Origin of the sequence: Bradyrhizobium sp. 26S5, assembly GCF_036923295.1 — a bacterium.
In the GTDB taxonomy this organism is placed as follows: Bacteria; Pseudomonadota; Alphaproteobacteria; order Rhizobiales; family Xanthobacteraceae; genus Bradyrhizobium; species Bradyrhizobium septentrionale.
Window position 1 is genome coordinate 262,692 of record NZ_CP145948.1, and the last position, 24,538, is coordinate 287,229.

Consider the following 24,538-nt stretch of genomic DNA (forward strand, 5'->3'; position numbering starts at 1 on the left):
AAGCTCTAGCGCCACATCCAGTTCTCGCCCCAGTCGCCTTTCCAACCGGCGAGCCGGCCCTTGCGGAATTGCAGATAGAGACGGTCATGGTGCGGGAACAGTCCGCTGCCGCCGATATCGCGGAAGGTCAGGAAAATCTCGTTGCCGGGCCGTCCGCGGACATAGGTGAAGGGGGTGCCGAGCGCGCGTTGCGCGTCCGCGACGCCCATGCCGAACACCAGCGGTGTGGTGTTCGATAGTGTCGCGGTGAAGGTCGGCGTGGCCGGGCCGCCGAACGGCGGCAGCTTCTCGGCGCTCGCGTCGGTTGCGGCCGCCACGAGCAGCAGGGCGATGGCGATCGATTTCATGGCTTGTCCTTCACAGGTTCTTCACGTGGCCTTTCCCGGCACGCCGGCCTCAAGGCTATCCAGGAACGGCAACACCGCGGCAATGAAGGCCTGCGGCTGGTCGATGTTGACGGCGTGGCCGGCATTCGGAATCACCGCCTTCTGCGCGCCAGGGATTTTCGCCGCCATGTAGTCGGAGGCGGCCAGGAACGGCGTGTCGTCGGCGCCGACCACGACCAGCGAAGGCACCTTGATCCCGGGCAATGATTCGATCACCCGCGCATCGCGCTGTGCCAGCATGCCGCGCGCGGCGAGTGCGAGGCCCCGGGCGTTGCGATGCGTGACCAAGGCGCGCTCGGCGCTCAGCGATTTCAGCACCTCGAGCCCTTCGCGATCGAAGCGGTCGCCGGTGTCGCGGGCGCGCTGGTTCCAGACCTCGCGGGCGTCGTCCTTCTTGAATCCAGGGCCGGTGTCGATGATCAATAGCGCGCCCACCCGCTCCGGATGGGCGCGATGAAAGGCCAGCGACATGTAGCCGCCGAGCGACAGGCCGCCGACGATCGCCTTATCGGCGCCGGCGGCGTCGAGCAGGGCGGCGATGTCGCCGACTGTCGCCGCCTCGCTGTAGGCATCCGGATTGTCAGGATAGTCTGATAGCCCGTGCCCGCGCATGTCCCACAATATGAGCTTGTGCCGCTTGGACAGCGCCTCGATCTGGCCCTGCCACATTGCCGAGGTCGACGAATACCCGTGGGTGAGGATCAGGGGCGGGCCGCTACCGTGGATCTCGTAATAGATATCGAGGCCGCTGCGGTTGAGTTTGGCCATTGACGGGCTCCTTCTGTTGTCGATCTCAGGTCCGGCAGCGCTACCGACCTTGGTAGGAGGCATCGATAGGGCATCAATACTGGCATTTCAAAAGCTTCATGCCGTTGCCGCATTGCACAACAGGCAGCTTTCGATATTTATTCTTTTCGATCAATTCCAAATTGGATTGCCTCCAGCCGGGAACCGGATCATTGTTTCGGCAACTGTCGCTTACCCGGTGGGCGCCAGGCGTGACCCAACAGTGAGTAGCCGCCGTAAGCGGCTTCCGACACCGGAAGGGGAGAGAGATGCCAAATCTCAATATCAACGGACGGAATATGTCCGTCGAAGCGGCCAATGACACGCCGCTGCTTTGGGTCATCCGCGAGCAATTGCAGATGACGGGCACCAAATTCGGTTGCGGCGCCGGTCTCTGTGGCGCCTGCACGGTCCACGTCAACGGCGAAGCGGTGCGGTCCTGCCAGACCTCCGTCGCCGACGCCGTCGGCAAGAAGATCACCACCATCGAAGGACTCTCCGCCAAGGGCGATCATCCCTTGCAGAAGGCCTGGGTCGCCGAGCAGGTGCCGCAATGCGGCTACTGCCAGTCCGGGCAGATCATGCAGGCGGCGGCGCTGCTGTCGAAGAACACCAATCCGACGAAAGAGGAAGTGGTCGCGCATATGGACGGCAATCTCTGCCGTTGCATGACCTATTCACGAATCCAGAAGGCGATCATGCGTGCTGCGTCCGACATGCGCACCGCATCGGCCACCGGATCCGAGCGGAGGGCCACATGAACAAGCACGTGAAAAGCCTCGCTCCCGAGACGACCGATCTCAGCCGCCGCTCCTTCCTGGTCGGCACCGCTGCAACCGGCCTCGTGCTCGGCTACTCCGCCGTGCCCGGCATCGACCACGCGCTCGCGGCGCCCGCACCCGCCAATTTCGAGCCGAGCGTCTGGTACGCGATCGCGCCGGACGGTCTCGTCACCGTGACCTGCGGCAAGGCCGATATGGGCCAGCACGTCGCCTCGACCATGGCGCAGATCGTGGCCGAAGAGCTCGGCGCGAACTGGAAGGACATGCGGGTCCAGCTCGCCTCCAACGATCCGAAGTTCAACGATCCCGTGCTGGGCGCGCAGATCACCGGCGGCAGCTGGTCGACGATGATGAACTTCGACGCCATGAGCCGCGCCGGCGCAGCCGGCCGGATCGCATTGACCGAGGCGGCGGCGGCCGCGATGGGCGTGCCGGCCAGCGAGCTGGTGGTGCGCGCGTCCACGATCAGCCATCCGAAGTCGAAGAAGTCGATGTCGTTTGCCGACGTGGTGAAGAGCGGCAAGGCGACCAAGACCTTCACGGCGGATGACCTGAAGGCGCTCAAGCTGAAGACGCCCGATCAGTACACCATGATCGGCGTCTCGGTGCCGCAGATCGACATTCCGTTGAAGGTCAACGGCGCGGCCAAATACGGCATCGACGTGATGGTGCCGGGCATGGTCTACGGCGCGCTGGTCACTCCGCCGGTGCGTTACGGTGCCACCGTGAAGTCGGTCGACGATAGCGCGGCCAAGAAACTGCCGGGCTTCATCAAGGCCGTCACCCTCGACGACAAGACCGCAACCACGACCGGCTGGGTCGTCGCGGTCGCCAATACCTTCGCGCAGGCGAAGAAGGCGGCCGAGGCGCTGAAGATCAGCTATGACAGCGGCCCGAACGCAAAACTGTCGAGCGAATCGTTGTTCACCGAGGCCAAGCGGCTGCAGGGACTGAGCGATTCCGGCGAGTTCTTCGTCAAGGACGGCGATCCGAACGCGGCGTTCGGCACGGCGGCCAAGGTGCTGGAGGCGGAATACACCACCAACATCAACATCCACGCGCCGATGGAGCCAATGAACGCCACCGCGGAGTTCAAGGGCGACATCCTGCATATCTATTCCGGCAACCAGTTCGCGACGCGCTCCGGTGCGATCGCAGCCGGCGCCGCCGGGATCGATCCGAAGTTCGTGGTGATGCACCAGATGTGGCTGGGCGGCGGCTTCGGCCGGCGTCTCGACGCCGACATGATGGTGCCGGCGGTGCAGGCGGCCAAGGCCGTCGGCAAGCCGGTCAAGGTCATCTACTCGCGCGAGAACGACATGACGATGGACTTCTCGCGTCCGCTGACCTTGCAGAAGATAAAGGCCGGCATGGACGGCGACGGCAAGATCGTCGCGCTGAGCCATGACGTGGTCTCGGCCTGGCCGACCCAGCGTTGGGGAATCCCCGATTTCCTCACGCCCTCGGTCGACAAGAAGGGCCCGCTCGACTCGTTCACCGTGAACGGGGCGGACTTCTTCTACACCGTGCCCAACCACTATGTGCGGGCGATCAAGAACGAGATGGCGCACAACGCCACCCCGTCGGGTCAGCTCCGTTCGGTGGCGCCGGGCTGGACGTTCTGGGCGGTCGAAAGCATGATCGACGAGATCGCGCATGCGACCGGCAAGGACCCGGCACAGCTGCGCATCTCGTTGCTCGACGGCAAGGGCAAGAATGACGGCGGCGCGCAGCGTCTCCGCAACACCTTGCTCGCTGCGATGGGACTTGCCGGCTACGGCACCAAGCAGCTGCCGAAGGGTGAAGGCATGGGCGTGGCCTGCGTGTCGTCGCAGGAGCGCGCCACGGCAAGCTGGACCGCCTGCGTCGCCCATGTCGCGGTTGCGCCATCGGGCGAGGTGACGGTGAAGAAGCTGACGGTGGCGACCGACGTTGGTACGCAGGTGAATCCCGATGGCATCCGCGCCCAGGTCGAGGGCGCGGCGCTGTGGGGCATGTCGCTTGCGCTGTTCGAGAAGGCGACGTTGAAGGACGGCGGCATCGAGCAGACCAACTTCGACACCTACACGCCGCTTCGGATGAGCCAGCTGCCGGAAGTCGCGGTCAACGTCATCGCCAATGGCGAGAAGGCGACCGGCGTCGGCGAGCCTGCGGTGACGGTGGTGGCGCCGGCGATCGGCAACGCCGTCTTTAACGCGGTCGGCGCCCGCGTCCGCGGTCTGCCGATCACCGCGGAGGCCGTGAAGTCTGCGATGAAGAAGGCTTGATGGCCTGAACGAATGAAGGCGCCGGAGAGCGCGACAGCTCTCCGGCGTTTTTTTGCGCCCGACGCCGCAAAAATTCACGATCCGCCGGTGGTACTCCCGGCTGGCTTCATTTCCGGCCGGCCTGATTTCGCTGGCGGATCTTGCGGTCGCTCAAATTGTATCCATTGTGCTTAGCCGCCGTTCAGCATCCCCATTAAGTCGGAGGGAACGCATCGTCAGGTAGCGTCCGGCGTCGGTCGTTACCGCGACGGGGATGTCATGACTGCCTTGGCCAATAACCAGACTTCGAAGCGCCGTCTCCTGCTGGCGTCAGATCGAAGCGATCAGAGCAACGAACTCGCCAGCATCCTGCGCTCGGTGGGCGAGGTCGATACCGTTCCGACCTCTGATATTCCCGAGCAGCCGGCCCGCGATCTCTCCGGCATCGTCGTCGATATCAACCTGCGATCGCCCGAAGCCGTGCAGCTGGTTCGCGCCAAGCTGCAGGCCGACGCCTATCGCGAGATGCCGCGGCTGTTCGTGCTGGCGGATGCGCTGCATCACGCCTCGATGCAGGCCTGGGCGCTCGGCGCCACCGACACGATCTCGCGGCCGTTCGATGCGCGCGGCATCCTGCAGCGCATCCGCGCCGCATTCCCCGACAACGGCGGCTATGACGAGACCGACCGCGGCAAGGCGCTCAACCGCGGCGTCGAGGCGGCGCACGGCGTGATGGTCAAGATGTTCGAGCGGATGCGCGCCGGCGAGCCGCTCAAGTTCGAGGACATCGTTGCCGCCGAGAACAAGATCCTCAAGGCGATCAAGCACAATTCGCTGCGCGAATGGCTGACGACGGTCGGCTGCCACCACCAGGAGACCTATCGCCATTGCCTGTTCGTGACCGGCTTTGCGGTGGCGTTCTCGCAGCATCTCGGCATGCGCGAGGACGACCAGCGCCGGCTCGCCCGCGCCGCGCTGCTGCACGATGTCGGCAAGGCCTTCGTTCCGGTTGCGCTGCTCGACAAGCCAAGCGCGCTGACGGTCGAGGAAATGGCCGAGATGCGCGAGCATCCGCGCCGCGGCTATGAAGCGCTGTCCGCGCAGGGCGGCTTCCCGCCGGAAATGCTCGACGTGATCCTGCACCATCACGAGTTCCTCGACGGCACCGGCTATCCCAACGGCCTCAGCGGCAACCAGATCAGCGACATCGTCCGCGTCACCACGATCGTCGATGTCTATGCCGCCCTGGTCGAGAAGCGCGCCTACCGGCTGCAGTTCACCCACGCCAAGGCGTTCTCCATGATGGAGGAGATGGGCGGCAAGCTCGACCAGCAATTGCTGCAGGCTTTCCGCCCGGTGGCGTTCGGGCATTATTGAGCGCCGCCGTCATTGCGTCCGCAGGGCATTTAGCCAATCAACGCAAGTCCTCGTCCTTACCTCCGCCTAGATTCCGGTGATCATCGGCGCGACAGATGCTTTGGCGGGTGAGGACGATTCATGGATACGGCAACGACCGGGGATCTCGACATCCCCGCAGACATCGCGGCAACCCTCGTCGATCCGGTCGCCTATGCCGACGATCGCATCCACGACGCCTATCGCTGGCTGCGCGCCAACAATCCGCTCGGCATCGCCCGGCCGGAGAAATTTGATCCGTTCTGGGTGGTGACCAAGCACGCCCATATCCAGGCGGTCAGCCGCCAGAACGACCTGTTCCACAATGCCGACCGGCCGACCACGCTGACCAACCAGGCGCTCGAGGAACGCGTTCGCAAGATCACCGGCGGGCCCAATCTGGTGCGTTCGCTGGTGCAGATGGATGCGCCCGACCATCCGAAATACCGCGCGCTGACGCAGGGCTGGTTCATGCCGGCCAATCTCGGCAAGTTCGAAGGCCGCGTCCGCGAGATCGCGCGGGCCACGGTGCAGCGCATGCTCGACCGCGGCGGCGCCTGCGATTTCGTCGAGGACGTCGCGCTCGGCTATCCGCTGCACGTCATCATGGAGATCCTCGGCGTGCCCGAGGCGGACGAGCCGCGCATGCTCAAGCTGACGCAGGAGTTGTTCGGCCCGCAGGATCCCGACACCGCGCGCGTCCGCGACGCGCTGAGCGCGGAACAAGTCTCCGTGATGTTGCAGGCGATCATCGCCGACTTCTCAGCTTACTTCCGCACGATCACCGAAAATCGCCGCCAGAATCCGCGCGAAGATCTCGCCACCGTCATCGCCAACGCGAAGATCGGCGGCGACTACATGCCCGAGCACGATCAGACCAGCTATTACATGATCGTCGCGACGGCGGGCCACGACACCACCTCATCGTCGACCGCGGGCGCGATCTGGGCGCTGGCGAACGATCCCGCGGAATTCGCCAGGGTGAAGGCCAATCCGGAATTGATTCCGGGCCTGGTCGACGAGGCGATCCGCTGGATGACGCCGGTCAAGCACTTCATGCGCTCGGCCACCGCCGACACCGAGCTCGGCGGCCGCAAGATCGCAAAAGGCGACTGGCTGATGCTGTGCTACGCCTCGGGCAATCGCGACGAGGAGGTGTTCGAGGAACCCTATCGCTTCCGCAGCGACCGCAAACCCAACCGCCATGTCGCTTTCGGCTATGGCGCACATCTCTGCCTCGGCCAGTATCTCGCCAAGCTCGAGATGCGCATCCTGTTCGAGGAGCTGCTGCCGCATCTGAAATCGCTGTCGCTCGACGGCGAGGTGAAGATGACGCAGGCCTATTTTGTCAACGGCCCGAAGAAGCTGCCGATCCGGTTCGAGGTGAAGTGACGCGGCGAAGGCCGGGTCACTCCAGCATCTTCCTCAGCTCAGCCTTCGCGACCTTCTCCAGCGTCGAGCGCGGCATCTCGTCGACGAAGCGGATTTCCCGGGGCAGCTTGAAGTCGGCGAGCGCCGCGCGGCACGCGGCCATCACCTTGTCGTGCAGGTTGGCGGGTAGCGCCGCGACGCCGGCCTGCGGGATGATGAAGGCGACCGGCACCTCGTCCAGCATCGGGTGCTTCTTCGCCACGACAGCGGCTTCGCGCACGCCCGGTACCACGGCGATCACCTGCTCGATCTCGGAGGCCGCGACATTCTCGCCGCCGACCTTCAGCATGTCCTTGGAGCGGTCGCCGAATCTGATGTAGCCGCGCTTGAGCAGCGTGACGCGGTCGCCGGTGACGAAATAGCCGTGCTCGTCAAAGCTCTCGCGCGTCGCCTTCTCGTTGTGCAGATATTCGGTGAACAGCGACAGGCCGGGAATGCCCTTGATCAGCAGATTGCCGGTCTCGCCGACGCCGGTCGGCGTGCCGTCATCATTGGTGATGCGGATTTCGTATTCGGGTGCAGCGCGGCCGATCGACATCGGCGTGTTCGGTTGGTCGACCTCGCCGATGATGCCGTGGGTGATAGTCTCGGTCATGCCCCACCAGCCGATGATCTTGACGCCGAACACCGCGAATGCGGGTGGCTCGTTCACCGCGGTGCCCCAGAGCCTGAACTTGTGATTCTTGGGGACCTCCTGCTCGAGCAGCGCCTTCATGCAGAACGGGATCGTCGAGGTCCAGGTCGCGCCGTGCTTGAGCGCCACCGGCCAGAACCGGCTCGCCGAGAAGCGCGGCTGGATCACGCAGGTCGAGCCGACCCACAGGCTCGCCAGCATCGAATAGGCCAGCGCGTTGGTGTGAAACAGCGGCAGGTAGGTCTGGTGCACGTCAAAGGCGTGCAGGTCCTGATGCGCGGCATTGATCTTGGCGCCCCACAAAGCGTTGGCATGGGTCCACAGCACCGCCTTCGGCCGCGATGTGGTGCCGGAGGTGTATTGCACGCTGCAGGGTGCGAGCGGATCGGTCGGGCGCAGCGGCCGGTCGGCGCTGTCGGCGAACAGCGCTTCAAAGCTGTCGCCGCGCGCGGGCGCCTGTGCCGGCGCTTGCCCCGCATCATGCGAGGTCACCGCGATCCAGCGCAGGTCCTTGCAGTTCGTGGCAATCAGTTCGGCATAGGCCGGCTGGGTGATCGCAGCGACCGCGCCGCAATGGCCGGCAAAATACTCGATCTCGGCCGGGGCCGAGCGGGTGTTGGTGGTGACGGCGATGGCACCGAGCTCGACGCAGGCGAACCACGACATGATCGCCTCGATGCAGTTGTCGAGATGGATCAGGACATAATCGCCCTGCCGGATGCCGCGCCTGGCAAGGCCCGCGGCCAGCGCGCCGACGCGCTCATGGAATTCGCCGTAGCTCCAGCGCCGCGCCGGCGCATCGAACGGGGCCCAGATCAGGAACGGATGATCGCGGCGCACCTCAGCGCGCATCCTGAGCAGCCACGGCACATCGAGCCCTGCAAACGGTCCCACGACGCCCGGCACTGGCTTTGCATTGGTCATATGTCCTCCCGCGCGCCGCTTCAGCGGCTGCTTGCTTGCTCTTGTCGGGTGCCCTTGTGACATTGGATGGCGTGGTAGGCAAATAGTCGGCCGTCATTCCGGGGCGATGCGAAGCATCGAACCCGGAATCTCGAGATTCCGGGTTCGCGCTGTTGCGCGCCCCGGAATGACGCGATCAATCCTGATACGACGAGATCTCGATCAGGCTGCCGTCGGGGTCGCGGCAATAGACCGAGCGGAGCGTGCCGCGCGCGCCCTGCTTGGCCACCGGGCCTTCCTCGATCTTGACGCCATTGGCCTTCAGATGCGCGACCACTTCCTCCGGCGTGCTTGAGGTCAGGAAGCAGAGATCGTCGCTGCCCGCGGCTTCATGATCGGCGGTGAACCAGTCCACCTTGTCGGCATCGCGCGGCCGCACATTGATCTTCTGGTTGCCGAACACCAGCGAGGTGCGCGGTGTCTTGCCGTTGCCGGGGTCGAACACCTTCACCTCCATGCCGAGGATCCTGCTGTACCAGGCAACCGAGCGCACGACATCGGTGACATTGATCACGAGATGGTCGAGCCCATTCACCTTGACGGACATGCGCGATCCTTTTCGGTCCAGAGTCTCAATACAAGCATTCAGCGCTTCGGTTCTGATGCAATCAGAGCCGAAGCTTAGCCTTTCGTCGCGGTCGGTGGCGCACGTGTCGCACTGGCCGCTTCAGACATTGTTTGTTAAAACCGCGCCGCACGCAACGCAACAGAAACGGGCAGGGCGCCAAACCCTGCTGGATCGGGAGAAACTTCATGATTTCACGCCGTACCGCGCTGGGCCTGATCGGGTCGGGGATTTCGACATTCGCGATCGGCCGCGCGTCCGCCGCCGACTATCCGGCGCGGCCGGTGCGCTGGATCGTGGGTTATCCGCCCGGCGGCGCCACCGACATTATCGCGCGGCTGGTCGGGCAGCGGCTGTCGGAAAAGCTCGGCCAGCAATTCGTGATCGAGAACAAGCCGGGCGCCGGCAACAATATCGGCACCGAGGCTGCGATCAACGCCGAGCCGGACGGCTACACGGTGCTGCTGGTCAATCCGGCGAACTACATCAACGCCTCGCTCTACGCCAATCTGAAGTTCAACTTCGTGCGCGACGTCGCGCCGGTCGCTTCCTTCAACCGCGTGCCGAACGTGATGACTGTCAACAAGGACGTGCCGGCGAAGAACGTCGCCGAATTCATCGAATACGTGAAGGCCAATCCCGGAAAGGTCAACATGGCCTCGTCCGGCAACGGCACCTCGGTGCATCTGTCCGGCGAGATGTTCATGTCGATGACCGGCTGCAAGATGCAGCACGTGCCGTACCGGGGCGCCGCGCCCGCGATCACCGACATGCTCGGCGGCCAGGTGCAGGTGATCTTCGACAACATGCCCTCGATCATCCAGCACATCCGCTCCGGCTCGCTGCGCGCGCTTGGCGTGACGACGACCGAGCGCTCCTCGCAACTGCCCGACGTGCCGGCGATTGCCGACACCGTGAAGGGCTACGAGGCGAGCGCGCTGTTCGGCATGGGTGCGCCGAAGAACACGCCGAAGGAACTGATCGCCAAGCTCAACAGCGAGATCAACGCCGTTCTCGCCGAACCCGACATGCGCAAGCGTCTGGTCGAGCTCGGCGGCGATTCGCTGATCCAGGCGCCGGACGCCTTTGGCAACGACATCAAGGCCGAGACCGACAAGTGGAAGAAGGTGGTCGAGTTCGCCGGCCTCAAGGTCGAATAGGCCTCGCACGCCCGGAGGCGCTAGGATTTCGTTGAGGACGCTTGCCCGAGACGCCGCACTTCACTAACTGCGGCATCTCGGGAAGTCGGAGTGATTCGGATCATGCGCAGATCGCAATTGGCAGTGCTTGTCCTTGCAACGATGACGCTTGCCGGCGCGGCGAGCGTCACGCCTGCCTCCGCCGATCCCTATGACTATCCGTGGTGCGCGCAGGGCCCGAGCCTCGGCTATCCCGGCGAATGCGCCTATCAGACCTATGATCAGTGCCTCGCGAGCGTCTCCGGACGCTATCTCGCCTGCGGAGAAAATCCGCGCTTCCTGTTTCGCCCGCAATTGCAAGCGGAGCCGCGGCCGCACCGTCGCTGGCACCGGCATCGGCACCATCGGCAATAGCCGTCTGATCCGAGGGCGCAGCCACCTCGCGTGATGATGCCCCGGCCTTGACGCGATCGTGAAGGCGGGCGCTTGACGCCGCGCCGTTTGCGTCTATACTAAACCACATGGTTAAGTTTCAAGACGAAACGCTGGACCGCACCTTCGCAGCGCTTTCCGATCCCACCCGCCGGGCGCTGCTGGCGCGGCTTGGCGAGCAGGACAGCCTGTCGGTGAGCGAACTGGCGCAGCCATTCGCGATGTCATTGCCGGCGATCATGAAGCATCTCGACGTGCTCACGGATGCAGGCCTGGTCGCGCGCGAAAAGACCGGCCGCACGGTAGCCTGCCGGCTCACCGCAAGGCCGATGGAGCAGGCGATGAACTGGCTCAATCGCTATGCGCAATTCTGGTCCGATAATCTCGATCGCCTTGCCGCTTTTGTGGAGGAAGACCCATGGTCAATCAATCGGCCAACAAGTCCGCAGTCGCCGCCGACGCCGGCCTTGCCGCGCGTCCAAGCCTCACTCTCACGCGGCGGCTCCGCGCGCGGCCGGAAAAAGTCTACGCCGCGTGGACCGAGCCGGAAAACCTAGCGCGGTGGTTCGGTCCGGGGCAGGTCAAGCCCGGAACGACCCAAGCCGAGCTCGATGTCCGCGTCGGCGGGCGCTACAGGATCAAGTTCACCGGTACGAATGGGGAATATCACGAGGTCGGCGGCGTCTATCGCGAGGTGGTGCCGAACGAGAAGCTGGTGTTCAGCTGGGCCTGGCATTCGACGCCGGAGCGCGAGTCGGAGGTGACAGTGTCGATCAAGCCCGATGCCGGCGGCACCTTGCTTACCTTCCATCACGCGCAGTTCGTCGATGAGACCGCCCGCGACAACCACCAGCGCGGCTGGACCGAATTCCTCGGCAATCTCGAACACTTCGTCGACGCCTGAACAGGGAGCATCCCAAGGAGAACCCCATGCAACAGCACAACATCGTGTCGCGCGAGGAATGGATTGCGGCCCGCAAGGCGCTGATGGCGCGCGAGAAGGAGCTGACGCAAGCCCGCGAAGCGCTGAGCCGGCAGCGCCGCGAACTGCCCTGGGTCAAGGTCGACAAGGACTATGTGTTCGACGGACCCGATGGCAAGGTGACGCTCGGCGATCTCTTCAAGGGCAGGCCGCAGCTCGTGGTGCAGCACGTGATGTTCGCGCCGGACTGGGACGAAGCGTGCAAGAGCTGCTCGTTCTGGGTCGATGGCTTCGAGCGCATGGTTCCGCATCTGGCCGCGCGCGACACCACGATGATCGCGATCTCGCTGGCGCCGCTCGCCAAGCTCGAGGCGTTCAAGAAGCGGATGGGCTGGACCTTCGACTGGATATCGTCCGGCGACAATGATTTCAACTATGACTATGGCGTATCGTTCACGCAGCCGCAGATCGATGCAGGGAACGCACAATACAATTATGGCACGACCCCGCTCTACGGGCCCGAGCTGCCGGGAATCAGCGTCTTCTTCCGCGACGAGACCGGCGCCGTCTTCCACACCTACTCCACCTTCGCGCGCGGCCTCGACATGATGAATGCGGCCTATCACTATCTCGACCTCACGCCGCTCGGCCGTCATGAGGAGGGCTTGCCCTATCCGATGGATTGGGTGCGGCTACGTGACCAGTACCAACCGGCGCCGGTTCAGGCATCCTGCTGTCATAGCTGACGAACGCTGACGCGCAGCGTTGGCGTTCGTCATCCCGGGGCGATGCGAAGCATCGAACCTCAGATGCGCAATTGCGCATCGGGGGATCTCGAGAATCCCCGGCGCGCAGTTGCGCGCCTGAGGTTCACACTCCGCGTGCCCCGGAATGACGACAGCAAACAGCAGGAAGCGCCAATGCCCTACGTCGATGGTTTCGTCGTCGCCGTGCCGAAGAAGAAACTCAAAGCCTATGCGCAGCTCTCGAAGAAGGCCGGCAAGGTCTGGCGCGAATATGGTGCACTGGACTATCGCGAATGGGTCGCCGATGACGTCAAGCCCGGCAAATGGACGTCGTTTCCGCAGAGCGTGAAACTGAAGACCGGCGAAACCGTCGTGTTCGCCTGGATCACCTACAAGTCGCGCGCCCAGCGCGACAGGATCAACGCCAAGGTGATGGCTGATCCCCGCCTGGCGTCGATGGGCAAGGGCGATGTGCCGTTCGATGCCAAGCGGATGATCTATGGCGGCTTTGCGAGCCTCGTGAAGGTGTGAGGCGGCGCACATTCGCCGCAATCTGTGCGGTAACCGGCCGTTAAACATGCCGATCGGCAGGCGGCGCGATGCCGCTTGCGTTTACTTGGTGATCCCGTATACTTTGCAATACAAAGTTCGGGCGAATCATGCGCGACCTCGACAAGGCCTTGGCCGACATTCTCGCGATCCGCAACCAGATTGCGGCCGGAACCGCATTCCGCGGCTACGGGCCGGCGACGGTTGCGGCCACCAGTGGCATCGCGCTCGTCACGGCGCTTGCGCAATATCTCTGGCTCGACGATCCGACCGGGCATCCGATCGCGTTCCTCGCGGGCTGGGCGGCGGCCGCGCTGCTGTCCGCGGGGTTGATCTGGACCGAGATGCAGGCGCGCTCGCGGCGGCATCATTCCGGCCTCGCCGACGCGATGGTGCAGCAGGCGATCGAGCAGTTCGTTCCGGCGGCGATTGCCGGCGTGCTGCTCGCGATCCTGCAATGGAAATTCGCGCCCGAGACGCTGTGGATGCTGCCCGGCCTGTGGCAGGTGCTGGTCAGCCTCGGCGTGTTCGCCTCGGTCCGCCTGCTGCCGCGCACCATAGCGTTCGGCGGCGCCTGGTATTTCCTGTCCGGCTTCACGGTGCTGCTGATCGCAAGCCAGAGCCACGCGCTGTCGCCCTGGACCATGGGACTGCCCTTCGCGATCGGCCAGTTGCTGATCGCAGCACTGTTGTATTTCGCTTCCGGAGGCCATGATGCCGAAGACTGACATGACCAGCGCGCCATTCGCCTATGATGGCCTCGACCGCGTCATCCACGAGAAGGCGCGGCTCGGCTTGCTGACCTCGCTGATGGCGCATCCGAAAGGGCTCGCCTTTGCCGATCTCAAGCAGCTCTGCGGCCTGACCGACGGCAATCTCAGCCGGCATCTGCAGGTGCTGCAGGAGGCCGGCCTCGTCGACGTCATCAAGGGCTATGAAGGCAATCGCCCGCACACCACCTGCCGCCTGACCAGGAGCGGCCGCCGCCGCTTCCTCGATTATCTCGCCGTGCTCGAGCAGTTGGTGCGCGATGCGGCCAAGGCCGCCGGCAAGGACGAAGGCGCGTCTGGCCGCCTCGGTATCCAGCCGGTTTGATCATCCCATTTTTTGCCCGGAGACTTTGTAATGCGAAGCAACGTCGCGCTCGAGCCGGAGGTAGCCATGCGGCTCCACGTCGGCATCATCATGGACGGCAACGGCCGCTGGGCGACGCGGCGCGGCCTGTCGCGGCTGCGCGGACATGAGGCAGGCGTCGAGGCGATCCGCCGCATTGTCGAGGCCGCGCCGGACCAGGGCGTCGGCACGCTGACGCTCTATGCCTTCTCGAGCGACAATTGGCGCCGTCCGAAGGCTGAAGTCACGGCGCTGATGGGGCTGTTGCGGTTCTACCTCGCCAATGAGATCGCCGCCCTGGTGCGCAACGGCGTCCGCCTCACCGTGATCGGCCGCCGTGACCGGCTGCCCGACGGCATCGCGACCGCGATCACGCGCGCCGAGGCCGCAACCTCCGACGGCACCACGCTGCATTTGCGCATCGCCATCGACTATTCGGCACGCGATGCGATCCTGAACGCGGCCGCGCGCGCGGCCGGCGTCGGTCAGCTGAACCGCGAGACTTTTGCCGATCTCATCACCGGCGAAGCCGGCCTGCGCGACGTCGACCTGATCATCCGCACCTCGGGCGAGAAGCGGCTGTCGGACTTCCTGCTCTGGGAAGGCGCCTATGCCGAGCTGCACTTCACCGAGCGGATGTGGCCCGAATTCGACGCCGACGATCTCGCCGACGCGCTCGCCTCCTTCCATCGCCGCGAGCGCCGCTTCGGCGGGCTGACCGCGATCGCGCCGGCGGAGGTGCCGAACCTCTAGCGCGTCAAGCGGCGCCTGCTGCTCTCTTCTCAAGCCTGGCCGGGGGGTTGGGCTCTCCTATCACAAGATGCGGGGACGAACGATCACGCCAACCAAAGCGGGAGCGATCATCCATGCGCATTCTTCTCGTCAACGTGCCTCACCCTGCGATCGGCAGCCGGATTCCGGACGACCATCTGCCGCCGCTCGGCCTGCTATCGATCGGCGGGCCGCTGATCGACGACGGACACGATGTCCGTCTGCTCGATGCCGAGTTCGGGCCGATGCGAACCGAAGCCATCGTGATGGAGGCATCGCGGTTTTCGCCGGATGCCGTCCTGTTCGGTCATTCCGGCTCGACGTCGGGCCATCCTGTGATCGCCGAGGTCGCGCAGGCCGTCGTCAAGGCCATGCCCCATGTGCGGATCGTCTATGGCGGGGTGTTTCCGACCTATCATTGGCGCGAGATCCTGCGCGAGGAGCGCTACGTCACCGCGATCGTGCGCGGCGAGGGCGAGGAGACCGCGCGGCGTCTGATGCGGGCGCTGGAGACCGGCGGCGATCTGCGCATCATCAACGGCATCGCATGCCGCGATGACTATGGGCCGCGCGTGACGCCGCCTGCGCCTGTGATCCGCGATCTCGACGCCTATCGCGTCGGCTGGGAGTTGATCGATCATAACAGCTACAGTTATTGGGGCGGCCTGCGCGCCGTCGTCGTGCAGTTCTCGCGCGGCTGTCCGCATCTCTGCAATTATTGCGGTCAGCGCGGCTTCTGGACGCGATGGCGCCATCGCGATCCCGTGCGCTTCGCCAAGGAGCTGGCGCGGCTCCATCGCGAGCACGGCGTCAAGGTGATCAACTTCGCCGACGAGAATCCGACCGTCTCGAAGAAGGCCTGGCGGACCTTCCTCGAGGCCCTGATCGCGGAGAATGTCGACCTGATCCTGGTCGGCTCGACCCGCGCCGACGACATCGTGCGCGATGCCGACATCCTGCATCTCTACAAGAAGGCGGGCTGGCAGCGCTTCCTGCTCGGCATGGAGAACACCGACGAGAAGACGCTGGAGCTGATCCGCAAGGGCGCGACCACCACGATCGATCGCGAGGCGATCCGCCTGATGCGCCAGCACGGCATCCTGTCGATGGCAACCTGGGTGGTCGGCTTCGAGGAGGAGACCGATTGCGATCATTGGCGCGGGCTGCGGCAGCTTCTATCCTACGACCCCGATCAGATCCAGATGCTCTACGTCACGCCGCATCGCTGGACGCCGTACTTCCGTCTCGCGGCCGAGCGGCGCGTGATTCAGACCGATCGCCGGCTCTGGGATTACAAGCATCAGGTGCTTGCGACACGGCACATGCCGCCGTGGCGCGTGCTGCTCTGGTTCAAGTTCACCGAGATGGTGCTGCAAAGCCGCCCGAAGGCCCTGCTCCGCGTGCTGTTTCACCGCGACGCCGGACTTCGCCATGCGATGCGCTGGTACACGCAGATGGGACGCCGGGTCTGGCCGCACGAAATTCTCGGCTTCCTGCGCGACAAAAGGCTGAAGAAAGGGCCGACGGTGCAGGAATTTTGGGGCGCGCCACAGGATATGGAAGAGGAATCGATGTTGTCGCAGCGGCCCGAGCGCCGCGTCGGGACATCGTGCGCAGCGTAAGTCGATACCGTTGCGCCGGGTCTGGATAACTGGCGCTGATGACTGGACCTTGGAGTCATCAGCGCGATAGTTTCCGGATCGGCTGCGCAGAACAAAAAGAACCGTGGCGGTCGAGGCGTCGAGTTGAGCATCCAGGTTGCGATTCTGAAAATATTGGCCAGTCACGTCAGCGGCAGGGCCACACTCGATTCACTCAAGCACGACCTCGCCATTCTCTCGTCAAGCGGCGACGATTGGCATGCGCGGATCAAGCGGCTGGCGTCACGGGTTCCCGAGCTCGATATCTTCAGCAGCTTCTATGTGCTGCATGACGTCGAAGGCTGGCAGATCACATCGGCCGGACGCGAGTTCCTGCAGGCGCTGGAGGCCGTGACGCAAGACAATCTGTCGCCCACGCCGACGGACGAGAGCGCGATCCGCGCCGAGGGCGAGCTCATCGTGGTCGGTCATCGCTTCAAGAATCGAATGCGAACGCCGCGCGATCCCGAGCAGGGCGTATCGCCACGCTGCCGGCCGTTCCGCGAGCCGCATTGAACCTCGCCGCGTTGCGCGCGACCTAATCTCGGGGCGTGGCTCTGGAGATCGCAAATGACTGCTTTGGCTCAATCGATTGCTCGCGCGTTTGCGGCCAATTCGCTTCGGAGCAGCATTGCCCGGCATGCTCTGCTGTTCGTCTTGGCGGTGTTGTTCGTCGCGGCGCTGCGGGCAAGCTATGGCCTCGATCTCAGCGCGGGGTTCTTCTGAAGCATGATCCGGAAAAGTGTGAAGCAGTTTTCCGAGGAGATCATGCTCAAAAAGGCCGCGCGACGAATTTTCCGGCGGCAACGTCATATTGGGTTAACCGGATCGGGATAGCTAAGCGCACGCTTTCCTTGCATCTCGAGCCGGGCCGATCTTCCATGGACAAGCCGATGCGCTGCCAGTGCGGCAGGACGCGCACCATCGTGCTCGACAGGCATTTCGGCACTGCGCTGGTATGCCTGAAATGCGACGAGATCGAGCTGGCTGGGTCGGCCAGGCCGGAGCAAGAGCCGCAGGAACAAATGTCGACCGCACGATAGCGCGGTCGTTTTCGGCGCCGAAACCCGCTAGGTTCCGTCTGACGAAACGGACCAAAGCGAAACCCGATGCCGCATCCTTCCGATACCACCGCCGCAACCGGCGCCAGCGTAACTTTTGCCGACGTGCGCCGCGCCGCCGAAACCATCAAGGGCGCGGTTATGGTCACGGCGTGCAACGAGAGCCGCACGCTGGGCGAAATCTGCGGCTGCCGCCTGTTCCTCAAATTCGAGAATTTGCAGTTCACCGCGACCTTCAAGGAGCGCGGTGCGCTCAATCGCCTGCACGCGCTTTCGCCAGAGGAGCGCAAGCGCGGCGTGATCGCGATGTCGGCCGGCAATCATGCCCAGGGCGTGGCGTATCACGCCAAGCGGCTCGGCATTCCCGCCACCATTGTGATGCCGATTGGCACGCCGATGGTGAAGATCGAGAACACCAGGCGGCACGGCGCCGAGGTCATCATCACCGGACAGACGCTGGAAGAATGCTTTGCGTTCGTCAGCGCGCATGCCGCGCAGCACGGCCTCATCCTGGTCCACCCCTATGACGATCCCCTGATCATTGCCGGCCAGGGCACGATCGGGCTCGAAATGCTCGCGGCGGTGCCGGAGCTCGATATCCTGGTGGTGCCGATCGGCGGCGGCGGGCTGATCTCGGGCATCGCCACGGCCGCCAAGGCGCTGAAGCCGTCGGTGCAGATCGTCGGTGTGCAGGCGCAGCTCTATCCATCGATGTATAATGCCGTCAAAGGCGAGCAGTTGCCGATGCGCGGCGACACGCTCGCCGAGGGCATCGCGGTCAAGTCGCCCGGGCAGATCACCACCAAAATCGTCCGCGAGCTCGTCGACGACATCATCCTGGTCAGCGAGGACCAGATCGAGCGCGCGGTCGCGACCCTGATCTCGATCGAGAAGACGGTGGTCGAGGGCGCCGGCGCCGCCGGCCTCGCGGCGGTGCTCTCTGCACCGGAGCGCTTCGCCGGCCGCTCAGTCGGCCTCGTGCTGACCGGCGGCAATATTGACACCAGGCTGATCGCCTCGGTCCTGACCCGCGAACTCGCCCGCGAGGGACGGCTGACGCAACTGGCGCTCGACATCGTCGACCGGCCCGGCCAGCTGGCGGCGGTGTCGATCCTGCTTGCGGACGCCGGCGCCAACATCATCGAGGTCTCGCACCAGCGCACCTTCTCCGATCTGCCGGCCAAGGCGACGCTGCTCGAGCTCGTGATCGAAACCCGCGACCGCGCCCATCTGGAAGAGGTGCTGGCAAGGCTCAGCGCCGAAGGATTCGCGGTGCGGGAGAGCTAGCGACGCGATACCCATCCGCGAGTTTGAAGCACCCAACCCGTCATCCTGAGGTGCGAGCGGAGCGAGCCTCGAAGGATGAATCGGCCACCAGCGGGGCCGTCGATCCTTCGAGACGCGCGCAAGAGCGCGCTCCTCAGGATGACGGTTCTCCTTGACTAGTCCCCCGCTGCCAACTCCGCGAGCTTCGCGATCGTGTTGATATTCCGCGCGGTGCCCTGAACGGCGGCGGGGATCTTCAGCTTCGAGCGGCCCATGCCGCTGCCATAGGCGACATAGATCTCGCGCTTGCCGAGCCGCATCTGTTCGGCCTGCTGGCCCTTGACGTCCTTCAGGGCGTTCCTGGCCGGCGGCTCGTCGAGGAAGATCGCCACCGTATGGTTCGGCGGCTCGTTCGGAAACGGATTGGCCTGCAGCACCGCGGCGATCTCGTCGGCGCTCCGCACCACGACGCCGACCGGCTTGCCGGCATAGGCCTGCAGCCGCTTCTCCAGCGCGGCCTTGACCTTTGCAGCTGCGAGCTTCGAGGAAAACACGACATTGCCGCTGGCGATATAGGTCTGCACGTCGGCAAACCCCGCGTCGACGCACATCGCCTTCAATTCGGTCATCGGCAGCTTGCCGGTGCCGCCGACATTGACTGCGCGCAACAGGGCGACGTAACGCGGCATCACGGCCTCACGTCAGCAGCAGCGCCATGCCGGGATCACCCTTCTGCATCGCGCGCTGATAGGCCGGGCGCGCGGCAATGCGGCCGAGATAGTCCCTGATGTTGGGGCAGCGGCCGAGGTCGTAGGGCAGGAAATAGCGCATGGTCGTGAGCGAGAAGCCGATCATGATGTCGGCCGTCGTGAATTCGTCGCCCGCGAGATAGCGCGCGCCACCGACCCGCGCCTCGATCAGATCGAACGAGCGGTCGACCCGCGCTTTGGTCGCCACCAGCATCGGATTGTCGGCCGCGAGGTTGAGGCGGTTCAGGATCATGCTGCGGCCCATCTGCGCCTGCAGCGTGCCATTGGCGAAGTGAAACCAGTACAGGAACTGCGCAAAATCAGCATGGTCTGATGTCAGCGTCAGCCGCCCATTGCTGTATTTGGCGAGGATGTATTCGACCACCGCGCCGGACTCGGCCAGCACCAGCTCGCCTTCGGTGATGACGGGCGCGGTGCCGATCGGGTGCAACGCCTTGTAGTCGGCCGGCGCCAGCATCGTGACGGGATCGCGCGCGTAGCACTTCAGCTCATAGGGGATCTCCAGCTCTTCGCACAGCCAGACGATCCGTTCCGATTGCGACTTGCCGAGATGATGGACAGTGAGCATGCGTGCTCCTTATCAGGCGGCCGCTTTCTTCTTCGCGGGCTTCTTCTCAGATTTCGCCTCAGATTTGTTCTCAGGCTTCTTCTCGGGCTTCTTGGCCGGCGGCGGCTCTTCCATCGCCTTCTTCATGGCGCGGGCATAGGCGTCGGCTGCGTTCTCCGCCGAATTCTGCAACCGCTTAGCGGTCGCGGTGGCGTTCAGGATCGTGCTCTTGGCGAGGTGGCGGAAGCGCGCCTTGGTCTCCTTGTCCTTGGCCTTGGCCGCGCGCGCGACCCAGACGGCCTGGCGCTTTTTCGCGGCCGCCATCACGGCTTTGGTCTGCGCTCTTGCGGTTTGCCGGATCACGGCGTCGAGGTCGGCTTCGGCCATTCAGATGCACTCATTGACTGGACAGGCGCCGGGCGGGCGCACGGAGGGAGGGGAACCATCACTAGCGCAACCGGCGCCGTTTGAACATCTGGTCCTTTATCGATCGCCGGCGGATGCCGCCACCGTCTGCTGCGACCATGCCGGCATCACCGGCAAGGCTATCGGGCGCGCCGTTCGGCATGATATAGCGGCGCGGCCTGACGAGGGGCGGCGCAGTCCAATCGAGGTTTCGATGCACGCAATCAGCCGAAGGAGCCTGCTTGGCGGCCTTGCCCTGCTGGCCGCATCGCCCTCGCTTCGGGCGGCGCCGGCAGAGACGCTGAGCGTCGATGCCAGTGAAGGCCGCGTCGCGCTCAACCATTTTGCTTCCGGGCGCACCGGCAAGCGGCCGACGGTGCTTGTCCTGCACGGCTCGCGCGGCTTCGATCTCAGGCCGCGGGCCTATGAACGCTATGCCAATGCGCTGACCGCGGACGGCATCGACGCCTATTTCGTTCGCTATTACACGCCGGCCGACGAGCAAGCGTTCGAGACGATGCACACGCACGTGATCCGCGAGGCCTACGAGACCGGGCGCTTCGACGCCTGGGCCGCGCGGGTCTCGTCCGTAGTGACCGCGGTGCTGGCGGGCGCGGACAGTTCCGGCCGGATCGGGCTGCTCGGCTTCTCGCTCGGCGGACACGTTGCCGCGGCAGCGGCGGCCCGCGACGAGCGGGTGGCTGCGCTGGCCGTGCTGTATGGCGGCATGCCCGACAAGGTTGTGCCAGAGGTCAAGCATCTGCCGCCGATGATCGAGTTTCACGGCGAGGCCGACCGCAACGTGCCGCTCGCCAAGGGCGAGGAGCTTGTCGGTCTCGGCAAGTCGGTCGGTGCCGCGGCGGAGATCGTCCGATACCCGGGCAAGGCGCACGGTTTCGACTTTGCGGACAATGATCCAATGACCGCCGACGCAGTGAGCCGTGTTGCCGGCTTCTTCCACGCGCGCCTGAACGTGGCCTGAGGCCTGATGGCCGAGCTAGTCCGCGGACGGACCCGGCGGCACCTTGGCGCCGGCGAGCAGTCCGGCCAGCTCCACCTGCCGGCCGAGCCCGGTCTTCGCCAGCACGGCCTTGAGCTGGTTGCGCACGGTTTCGCGGGAGATGCCGAAGGCGATGGCGATCGCCTCGACGGTTCGTCCCTCGCCGATGCCGCGCGCGACCCGCGCTTCCGCCGGCGTCAGGTCGAACAGGCCCTGCAACACCTCCGCAGTCGGCACCTCGGCCGGTACCACCGGCGTCACGATCACGATCGCCAGCGCGCGATCGAACAGGTCACGCGCCGAACCGTGAATCGGGATCAGATGCACGATCAGCGGCGGGCGATCGTCCTGTGCCGCGATCGGCACCGAGCGGACCTCGACGCTGATCAGCCCGTGATCCAGCGCTGCAAGCGCCTGGGCGAACAGCGCGTCGGCGGTGGGCGCCGCCAGCGCCAGGCGCTCGGCGCGATCCTGCATCACGTCGGGCACCAGGCGGTCGAACAGCGTGTTGGCCGCCATCAGGCGGCCGCCGCGCCGCAGCACGGCCGCGGGCAGTCCGAGCAGCGCCAGCGACTCGGTTGCCGCCCTGGCGCGCTCCATCCCGAGCCGGGCTGACAGCAATGCGGCACGCGCCAGATGCGGGCGCAGCGCATCGAGCTGCTCGATCGCTTCGCGCTCGATCGGTCCGTGCTCGTATTCGCGCTCGACGCTGTAGATCAGCATGTCGCCGCTCGGCACCGGGATTGCGGTGCCGGCACCCCAGCCGAGCCCACGCGGGCGGAAGAATTCGCGGATCTGGAAATCCTGCTGCACCTCCTCGGGCGTATCGAACACGTCGATGTCGCGCAGGAAGCCGGCATGGTTGGCCGCGAGCAGGCGCGGCAACCGCCCGTTGCGCTGGTGCCAGCCGCCTTCGACATAGGCCGCCGTGTCGTCGTGCATGTCGGGGGATGCGATCCATCGGACGTCATGCGGAGCCGCCGTCAGCAGCACGGTACCGCGTGCACGCGCGATCCCGCCGACCTGATGCAGGACGTTCGGCCACAACTCGGGGAGGACGGCGGCCTCGTAGGCCAGTTCAATCAGACGCTCGTGCAGATCGTTCGTCATCGGCCATCCCGGAAAACTTGTTAACCAATAGATAAACCCTTCGGCCTCGGAAATATTGCGTAGAGCAATTCGGCCGAGCCCACGAGTCCGGGCTATTCCGGTGCGTCGAAGGGCATCATGGTGAATCCCCGCGTTTCGCCGGTCTTGTTTGCGACCCTCGCGCAGATGTGCCGGGCGTTGCTCGTTTGGCTGCGGCTCGCTCCGCGGCCGGCCGAAAGTCGCTGAGGTCAATCCCAAAACCCGACAAGCAAGACCTGACGATCAAGACCCGACAATCGAAGTCCGGCGATGGAGCCTCCGCCTTGTATGGCGGAATTGAAGCCGCGTGACAGTCAGAAATATCCTGAAGCGTCTCGAAACGCATTCGGCGTGTATCGTCCATGCGTTCGGCCTTCCAGCGTGGCGGGATTGCAACGCCGCGCGCGATCATTCGACGATGAACATCCTTTAATTTGTGTCCGCGCGATCTGTGGCGCCAGCTAGGGCCACCTTGTCTCATTCAATCGAACCGCAAGCGGGCTCGGGGAGGGCCGATGATCAGCCGCAGGGCTCTTTCCGGATTGTTGATGACGCTGGTCGGCCCCTCGTCGGTTGCCGGCAACAACACGCTGGCGCTGAGTCATTGCAGGGGATCATGCGCGAATATCGATTTGCCGACGCTTGGCTACGACAAGTTCTGCCGGTCGTTCTTCGATATCGCGACAAGCGGCAAGCTGCGCGCGGTCGCAACCGGCCCGGAAATTCGACGCGAGATGCGGTCTCTTTTCCAGGGGTCGCGGCTTTATCGGCCGTCGCGCGACGAGATCCGGATTCTCTGGCGCGCGCCGGCGGACGGATTTTCGGTCGTGAAGGTCGAGTTCGATCTGGAGTGCGGCGTACCGGTGCGCGGATGCCTTGGCATTCCCGACGGAGAGTTCAAGGGATTGATCCTGCTCGGCCACGGCATGGCGAGCACGCCGGAGCGCTGCTTCGATGATGCCGACAACGACTACATGAACGCGCTCGGCAAGAGCCTGTGCCGGGACGGCTATGTCGTCTGGTGTCCTTACATCGTCCAGATCGGAGACCAGGCAAGTCAGAACAACATCGCCGCGATGCTGGCATCCCACGGCGTCTCCGCGCACAACGTGTCATGCGCATCGATCGACGCCGGCGAAATCGTCTGCAGGAAGCTGACCGGAGCGTCCGGCTTGAACGTCGGCGTGTACGGGGTATCGTGGGGCGCGTTTCTCGTGCTCCATCTGGAAGCCGCCACGGGGCGGATGCGGCCCACCGTCGTCTCCGGCTATATGCGCGACGAGAAGAAGCTTCTGATGTCGTCCGTCATCAGCAGGAATCTCGGCGTCGAACTTGCGACCTACATCCATTTCAGCAGCAGCCGCGCCAGGTACACAGGCGCAGAGCTGGCGTACCTGATTTACCCGTGTCCGCTGTTCGTCGAGATTGGCAGCCGCGACAGCGCCAACACGGTGGAACTGGGGCGGGATGAGAAGTTCGCGGAAATGCAGTCGGTCTACGCATCATCTGATCACCCGCATGCGATCGAGATGGCCATCTTCGACGGCGTGCACGAGGCCAGCGGCGAGCGCGCGCGGCCATGGCTGTACCAACATCTGGAGTCGCCCGCTTATCAGGAGACGTCCCGTTTGAAGAACGCCATCGCGTTGTGAGCGGAATGGGCGACGCCGCGCCCTTCAATTCGCCGTCGAACATGCGCGAGCATTGGGCAACTGTCCGCAGCAATCGTCTGCCGGCGTCCTCCAGGCATCAATACCGGACCTGACCGTCTTGAGGTCGCGCGCACGTCATCACGTTCACGGGAGCTTTCGGTGTCCGGCGCCCGCACCGGGCCTGTCGGTGTGGCCGTGATCGCCGTGTC

The 24,538-nt window shown here is 64.7% G+C and carries 27 protein-coding genes and 1 pseudogene; 20 read left to right on the forward strand and 8 right to left on the reverse strand.

Annotated features, from left to right (window positions below):
* Window positions 1-5: 5 nt before the first annotated feature.
* Both V5279_RS01210 and V5279_RS01215 read right to left on the reverse strand, forming a co-directional pair.
* Window positions 6-347, reverse strand: a complete 342-nt coding sequence (locus tag V5279_RS01210) for a hypothetical protein (RefSeq protein ID WP_338694376.1) — start codon at window positions 345-347, stop codon at window positions 6-8.
* A 21-nt stretch (window positions 348-368) separates the two neighbouring features.
* On the reverse strand, window positions 369-1,154 hold the full coding sequence (locus V5279_RS01215) for an alpha/beta fold hydrolase (RefSeq protein ID WP_338694378.1): 786 nt from the start codon (window positions 1,152-1,154) through the stop codon (window positions 369-371).
* Between the two features lie 287 nt (window positions 1,155-1,441).
* Between V5279_RS01215 and V5279_RS01220 the strand changes: the two genes are divergently transcribed.
* The 4 genes from V5279_RS01220 to V5279_RS01235 all read left to right on the forward strand — a co-directional run bounded on the left by V5279_RS01220 (window position 1,442) and on the right by V5279_RS01235 (window position 6,987).
* The gene (locus tag V5279_RS01220; RefSeq protein WP_026192016.1) at window positions 1,442-1,933 is read left to right on the forward strand and encodes a (2Fe-2S)-binding protein; all 492 of its coding nucleotides are present in this window, start codon (window positions 1,442-1,444) and stop codon (window positions 1,931-1,933) included.
* On the forward strand, window positions 1,930-4,221 hold the full coding sequence (locus V5279_RS01225; RefSeq protein WP_338694382.1) for a xanthine dehydrogenase family protein molybdopterin-binding subunit: 2,292 nt from the start codon (window positions 1,930-1,932) through the stop codon (window positions 4,219-4,221). The genes V5279_RS01220 and V5279_RS01225 overlap by 4 nt, the downstream gene beginning before the upstream one ends.
* Before the next feature lie 258 nt (window positions 4,222-4,479).
* On the forward strand, window positions 4,480-5,577 hold the full coding sequence (locus tag V5279_RS01230; RefSeq protein ID WP_166300954.1) for an HD-GYP domain-containing protein: 1,098 nt from the start codon (window positions 4,480-4,482) through the stop codon (window positions 5,575-5,577).
* 120 nt (window positions 5,578-5,697) lie between these two features.
* Window positions 5,698-6,987 carry a cytochrome P450 gene (locus tag V5279_RS01235; RefSeq protein ID WP_338694385.1) on the forward strand — a complete coding sequence of 430 codons (1,290 nt, stop codon included), beginning with the start codon at window positions 5,698-5,700 and terminating at the stop codon, window positions 6,985-6,987.
* Between the two features lie 16 nt (window positions 6,988-7,003).
* On the opposite strand, the gene V5279_RS01240 is transcribed toward V5279_RS01235, so the two are convergent.
* Together V5279_RS01240 and V5279_RS01245 are read right to left on the reverse strand one after the other, a co-directional pair.
* The gene (locus V5279_RS01240) at window positions 7,004-8,584 is read right to left on the reverse strand and encodes an AMP-binding protein (protein ID WP_338694387.1); all 1,581 of its coding nucleotides are present in this window, start codon (window positions 8,582-8,584) and stop codon (window positions 7,004-7,006) included.
* Between the two features lie 175 nt (window positions 8,585-8,759).
* A complete protein-coding gene (locus tag V5279_RS01245) occupies window positions 8,760-9,170 on the reverse strand; it encodes a VOC family protein (protein ID WP_029079428.1) in 411 nt (136 codons plus the stop codon).
* A 206-nt stretch (window positions 9,171-9,376) separates the two neighbouring features.
* Between V5279_RS01245 and V5279_RS01250 the strand changes: the two genes are divergently transcribed.
* From V5279_RS01250 to V5279_RS01315, 14 genes and pseudogenes are all read left to right on the forward strand, one after another.
* The gene (locus V5279_RS01250; RefSeq protein ID WP_338694391.1) at window positions 9,377-10,348 is read left to right on the forward strand and encodes a tripartite tricarboxylate transporter substrate binding protein; all 972 of its coding nucleotides are present in this window, start codon (window positions 9,377-9,379) and stop codon (window positions 10,346-10,348) included.
* A gap of 102 nt (window positions 10,349-10,450) precedes the next feature.
* Window positions 10,451-10,741, forward strand: a complete 291-nt coding sequence (locus tag V5279_RS01255; protein WP_029079430.1) for a DUF3551 domain-containing protein — start codon at window positions 10,451-10,453, stop codon at window positions 10,739-10,741.
* Between the two features lie 107 nt (window positions 10,742-10,848).
* Window positions 10,849-11,316, forward strand: coding sequence for a metalloregulator ArsR/SmtB family transcription factor (locus V5279_RS01260; protein WP_338694392.1), 468 nt, complete (start codon window positions 10,849-10,851; stop codon window positions 11,314-11,316).
* Window positions 11,301-11,663, forward strand: a pseudogene (locus V5279_RS01265) (SRPBCC family protein); the annotation flags it as partial. The gene V5279_RS01260 and the pseudogene V5279_RS01265, both read left to right, overlap by 16 nt.
* Before the next feature lie 26 nt (window positions 11,664-11,689).
* Window positions 11,690-12,427: a thioredoxin family protein gene (locus V5279_RS01270; RefSeq protein ID WP_338694393.1), complete on the forward strand. Its 738-nt coding sequence runs from the start codon at window positions 11,690-11,692 to the stop codon at window positions 12,425-12,427.
* A 174-nt stretch (window positions 12,428-12,601) separates the two neighbouring features.
* Window positions 12,602-12,958 (forward strand): DUF1428 domain-containing protein, encoded by a 357-nt coding sequence (locus V5279_RS01275; protein WP_338694394.1) that lies wholly within the window; start codon window positions 12,602-12,604, stop codon window positions 12,956-12,958.
* Window positions 12,959-13,086: 128 nt separating this feature from the next.
* Complete coding sequence (locus V5279_RS01280) at window positions 13,087-13,704, forward strand: hypothetical protein (RefSeq protein ID WP_166212509.1); 618 nt, start codon at window positions 13,087-13,089, stop codon at window positions 13,702-13,704.
* On the forward strand, window positions 13,691-14,071 hold the full coding sequence (locus V5279_RS01285; protein WP_166300974.1) for a transcriptional regulator: 381 nt from the start codon (window positions 13,691-13,693) through the stop codon (window positions 14,069-14,071). The genes V5279_RS01280 and V5279_RS01285 overlap by 14 nt, the downstream gene beginning before the upstream one ends.
* A gap of 30 nt (window positions 14,072-14,101) precedes the next feature.
* Window positions 14,102-14,842 carry a di-trans,poly-cis-decaprenylcistransferase gene (locus V5279_RS01290; RefSeq protein ID WP_338694397.1) on the forward strand — a complete coding sequence of 247 codons (741 nt, stop codon included), beginning with the start codon at window positions 14,102-14,104 and terminating at the stop codon, window positions 14,840-14,842.
* Window positions 14,843-14,955: 113 nt separating this feature from the next.
* Entirely contained in the window at window positions 14,956-16,482 is a 1,527-nt protein-coding gene (gene bchE, locus V5279_RS01295; protein ID WP_338694399.1) for a magnesium-protoporphyrin IX monomethyl ester anaerobic oxidative cyclase, read from the forward strand.
* A gap of 123 nt (window positions 16,483-16,605) precedes the next feature.
* On the forward strand, window positions 16,606-17,016 hold the full coding sequence (locus tag V5279_RS01300; RefSeq protein ID WP_338694401.1) for an aminoacyl-tRNA deacylase: 411 nt from the start codon (window positions 16,606-16,608) through the stop codon (window positions 17,014-17,016).
* A 54-nt stretch (window positions 17,017-17,070) separates the two neighbouring features.
* The gene (locus V5279_RS01305) at window positions 17,071-17,226 is read left to right on the forward strand and encodes a response regulator (RefSeq protein WP_166300983.1); all 156 of its coding nucleotides are present in this window, start codon (window positions 17,071-17,073) and stop codon (window positions 17,224-17,226) included.
* A 155-nt stretch (window positions 17,227-17,381) separates the two neighbouring features.
* The gene (locus V5279_RS01310) at window positions 17,382-17,543 is read left to right on the forward strand and encodes a hypothetical protein (protein ID WP_338694405.1); all 162 of its coding nucleotides are present in this window, start codon (window positions 17,382-17,384) and stop codon (window positions 17,541-17,543) included.
* A gap of 66 nt (window positions 17,544-17,609) precedes the next feature.
* Window positions 17,610-18,848 (forward strand): threonine ammonia-lyase, encoded by a 1,239-nt coding sequence (locus V5279_RS01315; RefSeq protein WP_338694407.1) that lies wholly within the window; start codon window positions 17,610-17,612, stop codon window positions 18,846-18,848.
* Window positions 18,849-19,003: 155 nt separating this feature from the next.
* Here the strand turns inward: V5279_RS01315 and V5279_RS01320 are convergent, their stop codons facing one another.
* The 3 genes from V5279_RS01320 to V5279_RS01330 are packed head-to-tail and all read right to left on the reverse strand — an operon-like array spanning window position 19,004 to window position 20,531.
* Window positions 19,004-19,516: a DUF1697 domain-containing protein gene (locus tag V5279_RS01320; protein ID WP_338694409.1), complete on the reverse strand. Its 513-nt coding sequence runs from the start codon at window positions 19,514-19,516 to the stop codon at window positions 19,004-19,006.
* Between the two features lie 7 nt (window positions 19,517-19,523).
* Window positions 19,524-20,165, reverse strand: a complete 642-nt coding sequence (locus tag V5279_RS01325) for a glutathione S-transferase (protein ID WP_338694411.1) — start codon at window positions 20,163-20,165, stop codon at window positions 19,524-19,526.
* 12 nt (window positions 20,166-20,177) lie between these two features.
* Window positions 20,178-20,531: a hypothetical protein gene (locus tag V5279_RS01330; protein ID WP_166300995.1), complete on the reverse strand. Its 354-nt coding sequence runs from the start codon at window positions 20,529-20,531 to the stop codon at window positions 20,178-20,180.
* A gap of 232 nt (window positions 20,532-20,763) precedes the next feature.
* Between V5279_RS01330 and V5279_RS01335 the strand changes: the two genes are divergently transcribed.
* Complete coding sequence (locus V5279_RS01335) at window positions 20,764-21,531, forward strand: dienelactone hydrolase family protein (protein ID WP_338694414.1); 768 nt, start codon at window positions 20,764-20,766, stop codon at window positions 21,529-21,531.
* Window positions 21,532-21,546: 15 nt separating this feature from the next.
* On the opposite strand, the gene V5279_RS01340 is transcribed toward V5279_RS01335, so the two are convergent.
* A complete protein-coding gene (locus V5279_RS01340) occupies window positions 21,547-22,659 on the reverse strand; it encodes a helix-turn-helix transcriptional regulator (protein ID WP_338694418.1) in 1,113 nt (370 codons plus the stop codon).
* 533 nt (window positions 22,660-23,192) lie between these two features.
* Here V5279_RS01340 and V5279_RS01345 point away from each other — a divergent pair.
* On the forward strand, window positions 23,193-24,329 hold the full coding sequence (locus tag V5279_RS01345) for a hypothetical protein (RefSeq protein ID WP_338694422.1): 1,137 nt from the start codon (window positions 23,193-23,195) through the stop codon (window positions 24,327-24,329).
* The last annotated feature ends 209 nt before the right edge of the window (window positions 24,330-24,538 follow it).

Coding starts and splice junctions, on each gene's coding strand:
- V5279_RS01210 (WP_338694376.1), bottom strand. CDS start 347: ATGAAATCGATCGCCATCGCCCTGCTGCTCGTGGCGGCCGCAACCGAC.
- V5279_RS01215 (WP_338694378.1), bottom strand. CDS start 1,154: ATGGCCAAACTCAACCGCAGCGGCCTCGATATCTATTACGAGATCCAC.
- V5279_RS01220 (WP_026192016.1), top strand. CDS start 1,442: ATGCCAAATCTCAATATCAACGGACGGAATATGTCCGTCGAAGCGGCC.
- V5279_RS01225 (WP_338694382.1), top strand. CDS start 1,930: ATGAACAAGCACGTGAAAAGCCTCGCTCCCGAGACGACCGATCTCAGC.
- V5279_RS01230 (WP_166300954.1), top strand. CDS start 4,480: ATGACTGCCTTGGCCAATAACCAGACTTCGAAGCGCCGTCTCCTGCTG.
- V5279_RS01235 (WP_338694385.1), top strand. CDS start 5,698: ATGGATACGGCAACGACCGGGGATCTCGACATCCCCGCAGACATCGCG.
- V5279_RS01240 (WP_338694387.1), bottom strand. CDS start 8,584: ATGACCAATGCAAAGCCAGTGCCGGGCGTCGTGGGACCGTTTGCAGGG.
- V5279_RS01245 (WP_029079428.1), bottom strand. CDS start 9,170: ATGTCCGTCAAGGTGAATGGGCTCGACCATCTCGTGATCAATGTCACC.
- V5279_RS01250 (WP_338694391.1), top strand. CDS start 9,377: ATGATTTCACGCCGTACCGCGCTGGGCCTGATCGGGTCGGGGATTTCG.
- V5279_RS01255 (WP_029079430.1), top strand. CDS start 10,451: ATGCGCAGATCGCAATTGGCAGTGCTTGTCCTTGCAACGATGACGCTT.
- V5279_RS01260 (WP_338694392.1), top strand. CDS start 10,849: ATGGTTAAGTTTCAAGACGAAACGCTGGACCGCACCTTCGCAGCGCTT.
- V5279_RS01270 (WP_338694393.1), top strand. CDS start 11,690: ATGCAACAGCACAACATCGTGTCGCGCGAGGAATGGATTGCGGCCCGC.
- V5279_RS01275 (WP_338694394.1), top strand. CDS start 12,602: ATGCCCTACGTCGATGGTTTCGTCGTCGCCGTGCCGAAGAAGAAACTC.
- V5279_RS01280 (WP_166212509.1), top strand. CDS start 13,087: ATGCGCGACCTCGACAAGGCCTTGGCCGACATTCTCGCGATCCGCAAC.
- V5279_RS01285 (WP_166300974.1), top strand. CDS start 13,691: ATGCCGAAGACTGACATGACCAGCGCGCCATTCGCCTATGATGGCCTC.
- V5279_RS01290 (WP_338694397.1), top strand. CDS start 14,102: ATGCGAAGCAACGTCGCGCTCGAGCCGGAGGTAGCCATGCGGCTCCAC.
- bchE (WP_338694399.1), top strand. CDS start 14,956: ATGCGCATTCTTCTCGTCAACGTGCCTCACCCTGCGATCGGCAGCCGG.
- V5279_RS01305 (WP_166300983.1), top strand. CDS start 17,071: ATGACTGCTTTGGCTCAATCGATTGCTCGCGCGTTTGCGGCCAATTCG.
- V5279_RS01310 (WP_338694405.1), top strand. CDS start 17,382: ATGGACAAGCCGATGCGCTGCCAGTGCGGCAGGACGCGCACCATCGTG.
- V5279_RS01315 (WP_338694407.1), top strand. CDS start 17,610: ATGCCGCATCCTTCCGATACCACCGCCGCAACCGGCGCCAGCGTAACT.
- V5279_RS01320 (WP_338694409.1), bottom strand. CDS start 19,516: ATGCCGCGTTACGTCGCCCTGTTGCGCGCAGTCAATGTCGGCGGCACC.
- V5279_RS01325 (WP_338694411.1), bottom strand. CDS start 20,165: ATGCTCACTGTCCATCATCTCGGCAAGTCGCAATCGGAACGGATCGTC.
- V5279_RS01330 (WP_166300995.1), bottom strand. CDS start 20,531: ATGGCCGAAGCCGACCTCGACGCCGTGATCCGGCAAACCGCAAGAGCG.
- V5279_RS01335 (WP_338694414.1), top strand. CDS start 20,764: ATGCACGCAATCAGCCGAAGGAGCCTGCTTGGCGGCCTTGCCCTGCTG.
- V5279_RS01340 (WP_338694418.1), bottom strand. CDS start 22,659: ATGACGAACGATCTGCACGAGCGTCTGATTGAACTGGCCTACGAGGCC.
- V5279_RS01345 (WP_338694422.1), top strand. CDS start 23,193: ATGATCAGCCGCAGGGCTCTTTCCGGATTGTTGATGACGCTGGTCGGC.